The sequence below is a fragment of the Anaplasma phagocytophilum str. Webster genome (assembly GCF_000964685.1).
Classification (GTDB): domain Bacteria; phylum Pseudomonadota; class Alphaproteobacteria; order Rickettsiales; family Anaplasmataceae; genus Anaplasma; species Anaplasma phagocytophilum.
In genome coordinates, this window is the sequence record NZ_LANS01000001.1 from 426,142 (window position 1) to 439,325 (window position 13,184).

The window sequence follows — 13,184 nt, forward strand, 5'->3', positions numbered from 1 at the left end:
CCCTGCAAAGCTCCCCTTCTGCAATATCACACCACTATACTCTCTTAAATTGCTATAGGATCTTACCCCATATCAATTGGCATTATGCCCTTTACTAGCACATTCAAGCCTTCTTACTACCTCTGCCCTGCCAATAAACGGTAACAGCTGAGCTAACCCCGGACCAGTAGTAACCCCAGTGGTGGCAAGTCTCAGTGGTAAAAGTACATCCCGCGTACTGCGATTAGACGTCTCCTTTATCCTCTGCAACCAAGCCTTACAAACTTCTTCATCAAGCTCAGTATCAGGTAAAAGTGCCTTGGCCTCAGAAATAAAAGTCCTATCTTTATCATCTATCGCAGTTGTGATTTGAGAATTACAGATGTTAATCCACTCTCTCACATCTTCTACTGTGTTAACATTATCTCGTATCAGGTACCAAAACTCCTCTGTGCACTCCAAACCTTGCTGCACAAACCTATCTTTCACTTTATCAAATGATAAACACTGTACTATTCTGCTGTTCAATCTGCTTATATCATCAAGCGAAAACTTAATTGGGGCTTGGTTGAACGTGCGTATATCGAACGACTCTACCAGAACATCATGATTCTCCTGTGGTTCCACTGGTAATGATGTCCCCATCCTAGCTAAGTAGCTTTTTATAGCCATAGGTTCCATACCAATATCCCTTAGGTGCCGTATTTCAATATCGTCACTACCTACTCTCTTAGAAATTTTTGCATCACGAAAATGGACAAGAGGTAAGTGCACAAATACGGGAACTTTTGCTTTTAAGATATCGAAAATACATATTTGTGTTGCCGTATTGCTTACGTGGTCTTCACCCCGAATAATATGTGTGATAGCAAAATCTATATCATCTACCACTGACGGAAACATGTATGTGTATGTACCATCTGTACGCTTAATTATCGGATCACTTATATTTTTCGCTTGAAATGATACCCTACCCCGCACTTCATCTTCCCAAGTGATTTCCCTGCTTTGATCAATCTTTAACCTAAAGTACGGCAATCTGCCACTGCAAGCTTGCATTTCCTGCTCCGTCATCTTGAGAGCACTTCTGTCGTATATAGGAGGTAATCCCATCTTCAACATCATACTTCTCTTCATATCCAATTCTTCCTGAGTTTCATAGCAGGGGTAGATGACACCCTGATCTAGCAACAAATCGAATACTTCTTGATATCGTTCAAGCCTCGTGCTCTGCTGAAAACAAGAATCCCAATCCAGCGCAAGCCAATCCAGATCCTGCTTTATTCCCTCAATGTATTTATGCTCAGATCTACTGGCATCCGTATCGTCAATGCGCAGCAGAAACTTCCCCGATTTACTTCTTGCATACAGCCAACATATCAAAGCCGTTCTAGCATTTCCCACATGCATGTATCCAGTGGGACTTGGAGCAAATCTTGTTATCATATCTAACCTCTATAGCAACACAGCAACGTCCGGCTGTAAATACCAGAATTTCATCCCGTAATCACAACAACCTGAAAAACCCTGGCATTTATATCACCCGTTCCTTTATCAAAGTGACTACATATAAGCAACTTGAATCTTTATGATTTACCGACATGTGTTTTCATTTTAGAATGCTTGCCTTGCAATGTCTTTGCGGTTATACGTGCGCTTTTTCAATGTTTACACTCATGAATCAAGAAAAGCTGAATACGCTGGTGAAGGGTTTTGCGTAAAAGCGTTTCTCTTTGCGTTTTTATTTGCTACCTGTAAGGGGCTGTGGCTCTTCTCGTGTATAGTCTTTCTAGCATCTAGCGTTGCCTATGCTTTATATGCTGCCAAAGTGCTTTCCTTTCCTTTTTACTTCATCACAGGGCTGGTGATTAAGCTGTATGCAGGATATTCATATAACGACTGGTTGCATAGAAAGCTAATACGAAAGAAATACGTTCTGGCAGATGTAGTGCTCGCGAACAACGTAATGCACGCTAAGTTAAAGTTCATGAAAAGACAGAATGCTTCAAACTGCAGTGCCGCTGATGCGCCGCGTAGCACAGGCTCATGAAGCCGATATGTTCTGCTTTTAGGCTGTTTTTTTTGGCTCCTTTGCCGTAACTTGCACGCTGGAATGGTAGTAAGCATGCATCCTCGTGCTTAACCTCCATACATAACTCGTAGCAAGCAAAAAATTCACACTAATGTGACGTATATGCGCACAACCTATACCTGAAGATTTGCCCCTGTGGTTTCGAACAGACCCTGCATAAGACAAGCGCCTCGCTCTCTCACTGCAAGTAGCAAAGCTCTATGATTTATTCCGGTGCCAAAAGGGCGTATCAACCAAATTTGTACTGGCTACTGCTAGATCCCGCTTGGTGATGATCCCAGCTTCATAACCAAGCCTACCGCATTCTATCGCATATCTGAATGCAGATGCCATTTTTGATGGATCAATGGCTCTTGCTACTGCACTATTGAGTAACACACCATCGATCCCCTGTTCCATCACTACAGACGCATCTGAAGGCCTTCCTATTCCAGCATCTACAATAAGAACTATATCCTTATACCTGTTACGCAATAATCGTAACCCATGCATATTCAGCACTCCCAAACCCGAACCTATGGGAGATATTCCCGGCATAATTACGCGACACCCACAATCAATCAGGCGTCTGCATACTGTGAGATCATCCGTGCAATAGGGGAAAACATCAAAACCCTGGGTAATAAGCTCCTTAGCAGCCTCACACAATGCCACAACATCAGGGTGTAGGGTATAGTCATCCCCAATAATTTCGAGTTTTATCCAAGTAGTATTAAAAATTTCTCTCGCCATTTGTGCCATGAGTACAGCATCCTTGACCGTGTAACAACCGGCAGTATTAGGTAAAACTCTGCACTTACTCTGCTTAATTATGTCCCAATAATCCTGCCCACCGCCGATTTCTGGCATCTGTCTCGATAATGACACAGTTACTACTTCTGCACCTGAATTATGCAAGGATCTTTGTAAAATCTCTGGAGACGCAAATTGCGCAGACCCCATAAGCAATCTACTCCTTAGTTGTACACCATATACATCCCACACAGTAATGCTCCTACAATACAAAACTTCGCTACATCATCCACCTTGCATAGGATACACTATATCTATAACATCGCCTTTCTTCAGCTTATGTTCTTTATAGTTTGCCTTTGTAACTAGTACCCTATTAACCGCCACTGCAAAAGGTTCTCGTACATTACACTGCGCTATAGCATCTGATAGCGTACACCCTGCGTTTAGTGTCTCACTTTTGCCATTTATCTGAACATCAATAAAATCTTCCATCGTTCTGTCAATAAAAATTCAATTTTGCAACACATAGCATGGTCTTATCAACCGATAATCCTTTCTCTAATAGCACATAGTAAAAAAGCCCGAAAGTTATTTATACCATACATGCGAGTCACGTATAGCAGAGCCCATTGCACACTTACAATATTATGTTTATCTTAGCATAAATTTGGTACTCAAGATGCCGCCGCAATACCAAAACTCAACAAAAAACGTCAGCTTTCTCAATGATAATACTCCCTTTTTCTCAACACCAGAATTCTATGACTTCGCTAAACACCTAGTATACAAGGGCTCTCTTTCCTCCTTGTTCGGATTCCTATTAAGCTCGTCAGGTACAAATTCTGCTATGATGGATACTCCATATATTGGCATACTTTACAGCAATTTAAAGCTCACTGAAGAAGCCAAAAGTATCCTCTTTCAACACCAAAACGAACATTATCTCAGTCTATGGAGCACTGAAATATTCACAAGGATATTATCTACCCTAGCGAGGGAGCTGCATACAGATATAGACCCATCAATTCCAAACCTTGTGCAACTTTTCTCATCACAACTTATGTCACATTTTAAAAAAGAGAAAGTTTGCTGCATATATCGCACACAGTACCTTTCTGATGTACAACAAATACTAGACCAATACTTCCAAAATTCACAGATCAAAATGCCTCTGATCGATGCTAATGTAATCGCTAAAACGCACCTAGACGTACTTGACGACTTGTTAAAGTATTATTCTTCTAGAGACAACAGAAGATGTTGTATATTACTAACGTTTTTCGGTGCAAATTTCGAAGAACTATCGCAATCACGTCCTTCGGATTCACTGCGGGAGATATTACTCTGCAAACAGAATGTTTCTTCCATATCTGAGTTTAGCATCAATGCTACAGAAGCAAAATGCAGGCAGGCAATTTCTTCTGCTATCCACGACGAAGTTTCACAAATCAACACCGAGTTAGAAAAAACCTTAGCTTTTGTACATGTACCGTCTCCATGGTACTGTCTTATAAGAAAGATAAAACAGCTCTTCCACCGCTTTTTTTCCATACCAAAACTTGAATGTCTATTAGATGCTTTTAAACAGATTGACGCAAGTTATAAAGCCAGTATCAGTTTTGGAGATTGCTCAGAATTTTTTTCCTCTTTGCATGATATCAGTAGCACTTTTAATAGTACTGGAAAGAAACGCACAGCGGGGCTTTTCTTGGCTTTAAAAGACATTCAACGCTCTTACCCCATACCCACTTGCAGCGAATACGTTTCTCATGTAAGGAATTGCGAATCTACCTACCATCCGGTAAACCTTAACGATGTGAGAGTACACTCTAGTAACAAATTACAACGCATAAAACAAAAGTTATGCGTGTACGTTAAGTCCATGAAAAATACTGTCATACAAAAGCGCTATATCCCCGCTTCAGATGCACGACCTACAGCATGTTCTGAAAAAACCACGGCTCAAGAATCGAACGTACTCACAAATCCTGCTGATGTACACGCTTCTATAAACGACACGTCTTCTTCAAGTATATCAATTGCATCCAGTAATGACAATGCAGCAGTACACACTAAAAAACACAAAAAGCGTACAACAACTAAAAAGCGGAGTTTATTCAAGAGTGTACACGATATTTTGCATAGATCCCGTTCAAGATCGTTACGCAACATATATCTCAAAAAATCACACAAAATGCACCACGCACTGTCGAAAAGCACCAAAAACATCTCACACACAGGCAAAACTCATCCCCTCCTTAATGTCCCAACTGAGCAATATGCTTCTTGTAGCAGCATAGGTGATGTCCTGGAGTCTCAAAATCTCCAACCCACACAAATACCCTCAACAAGAACTCCTGAATCTTCCGATCTCCCAGCGTCACTTCTCTCACAGGAGTTACCCAACCCCTTACCCGGCAATACCTCTAAAAAGACAAAATTTAAACTACGTTGGAGCTTTAAAAGCAAAAAAATTGCACAACCAAGTGCTAACGCTTCCCATACTGAGCATAAGGAGATCAGCCATAATCTAGTACCTAAACTAAATCGAGATGAAAAGAAAGCAGCACCCGCACTTCAAAGCGAGACATGCTCTGAACAAAATATGAAACCTAAAAAGAAAAAGACTTTTTTAAAATTGATTATGAGAAAAAAAGACACGAAAAAAGCATCCACTATAGCAATGTAACGCTAACAACTTTTATAAGAAAAAGAAGCCTCATTCACTTGAGGCTTTCGCCTCATCAAAAATTCTTTTTTCCGCATTAAACCCGAAAATACTCCTAATCTGCTCCTTGTAGTAAAAAGCAATCTGTCAAGCCTCACCGCTTAAAAAACAACCAAGGCTTAGAACAACTGTACCCCTACTAAAGATGCAAATTCTGCTCATGATACAAACAATCACTAGAGCTTTTATCACATGCACGTAGAAGCCTAAGCGTCCACGTCTTTACAGCACAAACAGTGTCATATAAACGTTACTTTTACAGCACAAATAGCCTAGATAACAGGATATACAGTACTTCTTAAGATCAGCAATTGCACTACTAGTTACTAGATCAATTGCTATCCAAACGATATATCTAGCAAAAGGTTGTCATATGCTTTCGACAGCCTTTATAGCGGGAATATAGTAACTCAGCATTCCATACACACCATCTTTGAGAGTCACTGCAGCACTAGGACATCCAGAACAAGCACCTCTGAGTTTGACAAACACAACCCCTTCTTTATATCCCCTAAACTTTATGTCACCACCATCCTGGGCGACCGCAGGTTTTACGTAATTCTCTATCAGCTCCTTGACCTGCTGCACTATTTCTGAGTCTTTCTCATCAAAAAACTCTTTTTCCTCATCTTCTGCACTAGCCTGAACGTGTTCCTTATCTGTCCCTTGCAGCAAGCAGTAATCTGTCATAACCACAAGCACTTCTGGTTTCAACACCTCCCACAATATGTTTTCTGCCTTTGTGATTGACACAAAATCTCCGCCAAAAAACACCTTTTCTACACCCTCAACTTCAAATAATAACCTTGCTAAAGGAGAGGCTTGCGCATCATCAGCACTTAAAAACTCAGCACCACTATTTATTCCCACTACTTCAGCGCTCAATAGAAACTTTAACGTATCTGGATTTGGAGTGCTCTCAATCTGTATAAACATAAACAAACCTTGCAATTATCTGAACCCTTAGGGTATAATTCCTGCTCCTGCGCAGGCTGAATAGTGCAGTATAGGCAGTGTAGTGTAGTATATAGCGCAAATCAAGTTTCTTAGTGGCATGCTTCTGGCATTTGTTGTTTTCATGTGTGTTCTCGGTGCGCTGTTGCTCGTACCAGTTTTGTTAGTGTTGGCGTTGTTTTTTTTCAACAAAAACGTGCTGATGCGCGCGAGTTTCGGCGAAGATTTCCGGGTAATTCTCAATAAATTCATGGCTGATATGCAAAGTAGAGCTTCGGCTCATACGCAGTCAAATTCCCGTGGAGGCATATCGCAAAAAGAGGCTTTGGAAATTCTCGGTCTAAGCCCTAACGCTTCTCGCGAGCAAATAATTGCAGCCTATCATAGACTGATGAAGAATTCTCACCCAGATAGAGGCGGGTCAGCATACTTTGCCCAAAAGTTGAATCAAGCTCGTGATAGTTTGCTTGGTAACAAGTAGTCCCTGCATTCTTCATGGTCCGGCTACTATTCGCGCCCCATGTCATTGTATTTATCCGTATCCACATGCAGTAAAACAAACCTGATTTACGTATAATTTCCTTTCCCTACTCACATGGACAAGTACGAAGTAGTAATAATCGGGAGTGGACCTGGAGGATATATAGCTGCTATTCGCGCAGCGCAGCTCGGATATAACGTGGCTATAGTGGAGCGTGAAGACAACCTGGGAGGCGTGTGCCTAAATTGGGGTTGCATTCCCACAAAGGCTTTGCTCAAATCTGCCCAACTGTACAAAAAGATCCTGTCTGCTAGTTCCTTTGGTATTAAAATTACGGGAGATGTAGAGGTAGACATTCAGTCAATCGTGGCACACTCTAGAGACGCTGTGGCTAAGCTGAGCTGCGGTGTATCTATGCTCATGAAAAAGAACGGCGTTAAGGTGTATAAAGGATGCGCGCGTATTGCCGGTAAAGGAGAGATTCATGTTGATAATGACGGAGTAAAAAGTGCCCTCTCGGCTAAACATATAATACTTGCCACCGGTGGAAGGCCAAGAATTGCTACCAATTTAGATACAAAATTGCTTTGGTCCTCCAAAGATGCCATGCTCCCTGAAACGTTGCCTAAATCTCTCTTGATCATTGGTAGTGGCGCAATTGGTATTGAGTTTGCCAGTTTCTACAGCACCCTTGGTAGTAAAGTTACCATTGTAGAAATGCAAGATAGAATTCTGCCATTGGAAGATCGTGACATATCGTTGTCTATGCATGAGATATTGAAAAACCAGGGAGTAGATATATTTACTGCTTGCTCAGTTATGGATTTAGTCCAGAGTGCTTCTTCCATTACAGCTCAGATCGTCAACAGTGGCACAAAAGATACTGTAACTTCTTCTTTTGAAAGGGTAATTTGCGCCATAGGTATTTTGCCTAATTCCGGAAACCTAGGCTTGGAGGATACTAAAGTACAGCTCGATAAGGGGGGCTTTATCATCACAGACGGTATGTGCCAAACATCAGAGCCCGGAATATACGCCATCGGAGATGTAGCAGGGCCTCCATGTTTAGCTCACAAAGCTAGTCACGAAGCTGTGATTTGTGTTGAGGGTATTGCTAAAAAAGACGGTCGTATATCAACAGCACCCTCCACTCTACATAAAAATAATATACCCAGCTGCATTTATTCGATTCCTCAGATCGCTAGCGTGGGATTGACTGAAGATGCCGCTAAAGCCCAAGGCCTAGAGATAAAAGTTGGTATCTCACGCGCTAGCTGCAACGGTAAAGCCATTGCCTCTGGGGAATCTGAGGGTTTCGTAAAGGTTATTCTGTGCTCCAAGACTGGAGAACTACTCGGAGCTCACATGCTCGGAAGTGAAGTTACAGAGATGATCAACGGATACATAGTAGGGCGTCAGCTTGAGGCTACAGATCTCGATATAGCTCATACCATATTCCCTCACCCCACACTCTCTGAAATGATGCACTCTGCCATACTCTCCGCTTGGAACGAACCTCTGGATAGTTAACCATACCCAGTCTTTCCTAGGTGTAGACACCAAACGATGCTGCAGCCATCGTTACGCCTAATCGTACCCGTACAGATAACCGTTAGCTATTCATCATTTCAAAAAAGTCGTTGTTATCCTTAGCCATGCTAAGCTTGTCTCTCAGAAACTCCATAGCCTCAACTGGACCCATGGCTGATAACAACCTTCTCAGTAACCATACCTTCTTCAGAAGCGCTGATTCTATCAGCATGTCTTCCTTTCTTGTTCCAGACTTAGATATATCTATCGCTGGGTAGATTCTCTTATCTGCTATCTTCCGATCAAGTATTATCTCGCAGTTTCCTGTACCCTTGAACTCCTCGAAAATCACTTCATCCATTTTCGATCCCGTCTCTATTAGAGCAGTCGCTATTATCGTGAGCGATCCCCCATTCTCTATATTCCTAGCTGCTCCAAAAAACCTCTTAGGCCTCTGTAGCGCATTAGAATCTACCCCACCTGTAAGCACCTTTCCTGATGATGGCATAACCTCATTATATGCCCTAGCTAATCTTGTTATAGAGTCTAAAAGGATTACCACCTCCTTCTTATGCTCTACCATCCTCTTAGCTCTTTCTATCACTATCTCTGCCAACTGTACGTGCCGGTACGCAGGCTCATCAAATGTAGAACTTACAACTTCTCCCTTTACTGACCTCAACATATCCGTGACTTCTTCTGGCCTTTCACCTATCAAAAGCACTATCAGTTCCATGTTGGGGTGGTTTACAGCTATAGAGTGCGCGATTTGCTGCAAGATTACAGTCTTACCAACCCTTGGAGGTGCTACTATTAGCGCACGTTGCCCCTTTCCTAGTGGCGCTATTATGTCTATAGCACGCATGCTTATATCTTTCTTCTCGTTCCCAGCACCCTTATTGCACTCGAGCAATATTCTATCTTCTGGGTATACTGGAATCAGATCGTCAAAGTGTACATACCTCTGTAGCTTACCTATCTCCGTGTAGTTTATGCTGTACGCCTTGACTAAGGTAAAATACCTTTCCTTATCTCCAGGTGCACGTATCTCACCACTTACTATGTCACCCGTTCTCAAGTTAAATTTCTTTATCTGACCAGCCGATATGTAGATGTCATCGCTACTTGCCGCGTAATTTGCTTCTGCTGATCTCAAAAATCCAAATCCATCCGGCAATGTTTCTACTACACCACCACCTATTGCCACTCCTCCTTCGCTGATTACTCTCTTCATCAGCTGGAATATTATCTCTTGCTTCAGCATCCTGCCGTTGCTTACTACACCTAGCTCCTCCGCTATTGCTAGTAGCTCCCCTGTGCTTTTTCTCTTCAGCTCACATAGGTTCAGGATTCTTCCTTCTTCGCTGCCACTCCCTGTCGCCTCTTCTGCTACTACAGCACTAGGAACAGCCTTTTTCCTTCTCCTAACCTTGCCACACACAAGACGACCTTCAAAAATTCACAATCAGAAGAAGCCAGATCCTGGATAGAACCCAGCATATAAACAAACCTGCACTGCGAAAGTATGCTTACTTCTAAAGATGCACCCCTCACACCTTCTGGCGCTGGAGGTCATCGTTCATGTTTTTGACTCTCCTTTCCCTTTCGGAGACAATCTGCGCACGCATTATAGCTTCGTCAAGATCAGCCTGCGTACATAGCCCCAACAACACGGGGTCACGCGGCTTAATATTGCTAGAGTTCCAATGCTCCTTGTTACGAACTGCAGCTATCGTAGCCTTGGTCGTGCCTATAAGCTTCGCTATCTGAGAATCGTGCATCTCTGAGCAGTACTTGAGAATCCAGCACACTGCATCGGGTTTATCACGGCGCCGCGCCACAGGCGTATAACGAACACTTCTCCTGCGCGCTACCTTGCCACCTATCCCCGTGCAAGAAACAAGCTTTGGAATCCTGTTGGAGTCATTCTGGCATGCCTCTATCTCTTCTTTTGTCACCTGCCCCATAGCTACAGGATTACAACCCACAACACCCTTTGCAACTTCTCCGTCAGCTATACCTTTGACTTCTAGTATGTGCAATCCGCAGAATTCAGCTATCTGCTTAAATGTCAAGGAAGTATTATCCACCAACCACACGGCAACCGCCCTAGGCATCAACGGAGCATCCTCATTGCTTGATGACATGTCTCAAGAATCCCCAAACTTAAAAAACCGCACAGACCCAAACACTAGGCTACAACCACTAAGATTCAGTTAACCCAGGAATATGATCATGGTCACGCATGGTAGCACACACACTATACGTGTCAAGAATTTTCAGGCCTGTTTAGACACTTCTAGTTGCATTGTAGGCACTTTTTATAACTTTCTAAATGACCAAATTTACAGAAGTCTAAGCACACAAATACGGAAGCACCATTCCCCTCACAAAGCATGCCGCATGTCTATTCCTTTGTGAAATGCACCAAGACTGCCCGATATGAGTTGACACTGTAGGCATAAGTATATAAGCTGAGAAGCTGTTGTTGTCGTTAGGCATGGGGTTGTATGCCAAAATTGAAGACTAAGTCTTCTGCTAAGAAGAGGTTCAAAATTACCGCTAGTGGGAAAGTGGTTGCTGCGCAATCCACTAAGCGTCATGGCATGACAAAACGGAGTAAGCGCAGTTTGCGGACTCGCAGGGGGACTGCTCTCATGAGTGCGGCTGATACACGTATCGTTGCTCCTTTTATGCCGTATGGTCTTTAGGTTGATTTGTATGCGAGGAATTAATGGCTAGGGTCAAACGTGGTGTCACTACTAGAGCTAGGCACAAAAAGGTTATAGCTCTTGCCAAAGGTTATAGAGGGCGTTCTAAAAATTGCTACAGGGCCGCGCTCCAGAGATTAGAGAAGGCTCTTGCTTATGCTTATCGTGATAGGCGTGCTCGTAAGCGTGATTTTAGGTCTCTGTGGATAGTGCGCATTAATGCTGCTGCTGGGTTGTATGGTCTTAGGTATTCTGAGTTCATGCACGGAGTTTCTCTGTGTGGCATTGGCTTAAACAGAAAGATGTTGGCGGAGATGGCTGTCAGAGACAAGGGAGCTTTTGAAAAGATTGCTCATGCTGCAGCACAAGCTTGTGGGCGAACCTGTGTCGTTGCTCAGTCAAATTCATGATCTAGGAAAGGAAGCGTTTGCTTCTGTTGCTGATTGTAGTTCTCGAGAAGAGCTTGATGAGGTGCGGGTAAAGTATCTTGGAAAGTCAGGCCTTCTTACTGCCCTTCTTAAGCAGATTTCCAAGATTGAAGATCTTGAAGAGCGGAAAAAAGTCGGAAGTGAGACTAATGTCTTGTGCTCAGAGTTCAAGGCGTTGCTGCATCAGAGAGAGGCAGAATTCGAGCGAGAGCTGCTGTATGCTAGGTTGCGTAAAGATAGCATAGATATTACTTTGCCGTCTAGGCCGCGTGTATATGGGAGGTTGCATCCTGTAACAAAGGTAGTCAAGGATATCGAAGATATTTTCATCGCGCTGGGGTTTGCTACTGTTCGTGGTCCAGATCTTGAAGATGAGTTTCACGTCTTTGACGCTTTAAACACACCTGTACATCATCCAGCCAGAGAAAAGAACGATACTTTCTATATGGCTCGTGATAATCAAGGCAAGCGTGTTGTCTTAAGGACGCACACGTCGTCGGTGCAGATTCGGACAATGGAAACTAGTTCTGAAATGCCTATCAAGATAATATCTTCGGGTAAGGTGTATAGAAATGACTGGGATGCTACGCACAGCCCGATGTTTCACCAGGTCGAGGGGTTATACGTTGGCAGCGATGTTACGATGGGGCACCTAAAGTATTGTATCAATCACTTTCTTGAGAAGTTTTTTGGACGCAAAATCAAAATGAGAATGCGCGCAAGCTTTTTTCCTTTTACGGAGCCATCTGCCGAGATAGACATAAGGGATAGTCGCGGTCAGTGGGTTGAGGTGCTAGGCTGCGGTATGGTGCATAACAGGGTATTGGAAAACGTAAATATAGATAGCTCTAAATACAGTGGTTTTGCTTTCGGAATGGGTGTTGAGAGAATGGCAATGCTTAAGTACGACATTGGAGACCTCAGGGATTTATATTGTAGTCGCATTGACTGGTTAGGGCATTACGGCTTTTGTTTTACAGATCTTGTATAGTATTTCTTTGTATTTTCTTCAAAATTTTGAGATAGCTTAAACTAGAAGAATATTCTGCAAAGTTAGTCTTGCATGCAAAGTCCTGCTTTTCACACCATTGAGCGCGGTGGAATATCGCTGATCTGCCCTAGGTTAACGGGTACACACACAATACTTAGTTGCTTCGTGTAATCCACTGTACCTACGCCATGAGTTTTATCTCCACCAAATTTCACGGCGTTTCTCTTACATTCATAGTATCTATTTGTTTTTCTCCTCAGCAGCGTTTTAACAGTACTGAACTTTGCAACAACGTACATTATTCACTACTTGACTCTCACAATCTGTTAGGGCCTTAGTGGGGCAGAATTAAACGCGCCTATAGTCATGAATACCTATGGTCGTGGATCCATTATGAGACTGCAGAATAGTCCTGTAGTAGATGTCGCGCGTGTTTTATGCACATACGAAGTTGTTTGCATGTGTAGTTCGTAGTTTCAATATCCTACTGATTGTTTAGTTATTTTTATACTTAATCCCGTCACAACAAAAAGCCCTGTGAATCGGCTTATTTTA

At 42.8% G+C, this 13,184-nt stretch carries 15 protein-coding genes; 6 read left to right on the forward strand and 9 right to left on the reverse strand.

Features of this window, described 5'->3' with window-relative positions:
- Positions 1-72: 72 nt before the first annotated feature.
- The gene (gene gltX / locus APHWEB_RS01750; protein ID WP_011450231.1) at positions 73-1,425 is read right to left on the reverse strand and encodes a glutamate--tRNA ligase; all 1,353 of its coding nucleotides are present in this window, start codon (positions 1,423-1,425) and stop codon (positions 73-75) included.
- A gap of 187 nt (positions 1,426-1,612) precedes the next feature.
- Here gltX and APHWEB_RS01755 point away from each other — a divergent pair, with 187 nt between their 5' ends.
- Complete coding sequence (locus APHWEB_RS01755; protein WP_011450230.1) at positions 1,613-2,029, forward strand: Erum7620/ECH_0207 family putative T1SS effector; 417 nt, start codon at positions 1,613-1,615, stop codon at positions 2,027-2,029.
- A 240-nt stretch (positions 2,030-2,269) separates the two neighbouring features.
- On the opposite strand, the gene APHWEB_RS01760 is transcribed toward APHWEB_RS01755, so the two are convergent.
- The 6 genes from APHWEB_RS01760 to APHWEB_RS01775 all read right to left on the reverse strand — a co-directional run bounded on the left by APHWEB_RS01760 (position 2,270) and on the right by APHWEB_RS01775 (position 6,470).
- A complete protein-coding gene (locus APHWEB_RS01760) occupies positions 2,270-3,055 on the reverse strand; it encodes a thiazole synthase (RefSeq protein WP_020849210.1) in 786 nt (261 codons plus the stop codon).
- A gap of 33 nt (positions 3,056-3,088) precedes the next feature.
- A complete protein-coding gene (gene thiS, locus APHWEB_RS01765; RefSeq protein ID WP_011450228.1) occupies positions 3,089-3,298 on the reverse strand; it encodes a sulfur carrier protein ThiS in 210 nt (69 codons plus the stop codon).
- 741 nt (positions 3,299-4,039) lie between these two features.
- Positions 4,040-4,357, reverse strand: coding sequence for a hypothetical protein (locus APHWEB_RS06780; protein WP_155370094.1), 318 nt, complete (start codon positions 4,355-4,357; stop codon positions 4,040-4,042).
- Between the two features lie 411 nt (positions 4,358-4,768).
- Positions 4,769-5,050 (reverse strand): hypothetical protein, encoded by a 282-nt coding sequence (locus APHWEB_RS06785; RefSeq protein WP_155370095.1) that lies wholly within the window; start codon positions 5,048-5,050, stop codon positions 4,769-4,771.
- A gap of 72 nt (positions 5,051-5,122) precedes the next feature.
- Positions 5,123-5,275 (reverse strand): hypothetical protein, encoded by a 153-nt coding sequence (locus APHWEB_RS06790; protein WP_155370097.1) that lies wholly within the window; start codon positions 5,273-5,275, stop codon positions 5,123-5,125.
- A gap of 628 nt (positions 5,276-5,903) precedes the next feature.
- Positions 5,904-6,470 (reverse strand): NifU family protein, encoded by a 567-nt coding sequence (locus tag APHWEB_RS01775; RefSeq protein ID WP_011450226.1) that lies wholly within the window; start codon positions 6,468-6,470, stop codon positions 5,904-5,906.
- A gap of 118 nt (positions 6,471-6,588) precedes the next feature.
- On the opposite strand from APHWEB_RS01775, the gene APHWEB_RS05940 reads away from it, so the two are divergent.
- Together APHWEB_RS05940 and lpdA are read left to right on the forward strand one after the other, a co-directional pair.
- Positions 6,589-6,969: a J domain-containing protein gene (locus APHWEB_RS05940; RefSeq protein ID WP_020848746.1), complete on the forward strand. Its 381-nt coding sequence runs from the start codon at positions 6,589-6,591 to the stop codon at positions 6,967-6,969.
- Positions 6,970-7,083: 114 nt separating this feature from the next.
- A complete protein-coding gene (gene lpdA / locus APHWEB_RS01785) occupies positions 7,084-8,499 on the forward strand; it encodes a dihydrolipoyl dehydrogenase (RefSeq protein ID WP_020849209.1) in 1,416 nt (471 codons plus the stop codon).
- An 82-nt stretch (positions 8,500-8,581) separates the two neighbouring features.
- Here the strand turns inward: lpdA and rho are convergent, their stop codons facing one another.
- Positions 8,582-9,940 (reverse strand): transcription termination factor Rho, encoded by a 1,359-nt coding sequence (gene rho, locus APHWEB_RS01790; RefSeq protein ID WP_011450223.1) that lies wholly within the window; start codon positions 9,938-9,940, stop codon positions 8,582-8,584.
- A 109-nt stretch (positions 9,941-10,049) separates the two neighbouring features.
- Positions 10,050-10,616, reverse strand: coding sequence for a cell cycle transcriptional regulator TrcR (locus APHWEB_RS01795; RefSeq protein ID WP_011450221.1), 567 nt, complete (start codon positions 10,614-10,616; stop codon positions 10,050-10,052).
- Positions 10,617-11,009: 393 nt separating this feature from the next.
- Between APHWEB_RS01795 and rpmI the strand changes: the two genes are divergently transcribed.
- Genes rpmI through pheS form a run of 3 tightly spaced genes read left to right on the forward strand, consistent with a single transcriptional unit; the run spans position 11,010 to position 12,629 of the window.
- Positions 11,010-11,210, forward strand: coding sequence for a 50S ribosomal protein L35 (rpmI, locus tag APHWEB_RS01800; RefSeq protein WP_011450220.1), 201 nt, complete (start codon positions 11,010-11,012; stop codon positions 11,208-11,210).
- A gap of 23 nt (positions 11,211-11,233) precedes the next feature.
- Entirely contained in the window at positions 11,234-11,620 is a 387-nt protein-coding gene (rplT, locus tag APHWEB_RS01805; protein ID WP_020849208.1) for a 50S ribosomal protein L20, read from the forward strand.
- Positions 11,601-12,629, forward strand: a complete 1,029-nt coding sequence (gene pheS / locus APHWEB_RS01810; RefSeq protein WP_011450218.1) for a phenylalanine--tRNA ligase subunit alpha — start codon at positions 11,601-11,603, stop codon at positions 12,627-12,629. The genes rplT and pheS overlap by 20 nt, the downstream gene beginning before the upstream one ends.
- Positions 12,630-13,184: the final 555 nt, after the last annotated feature.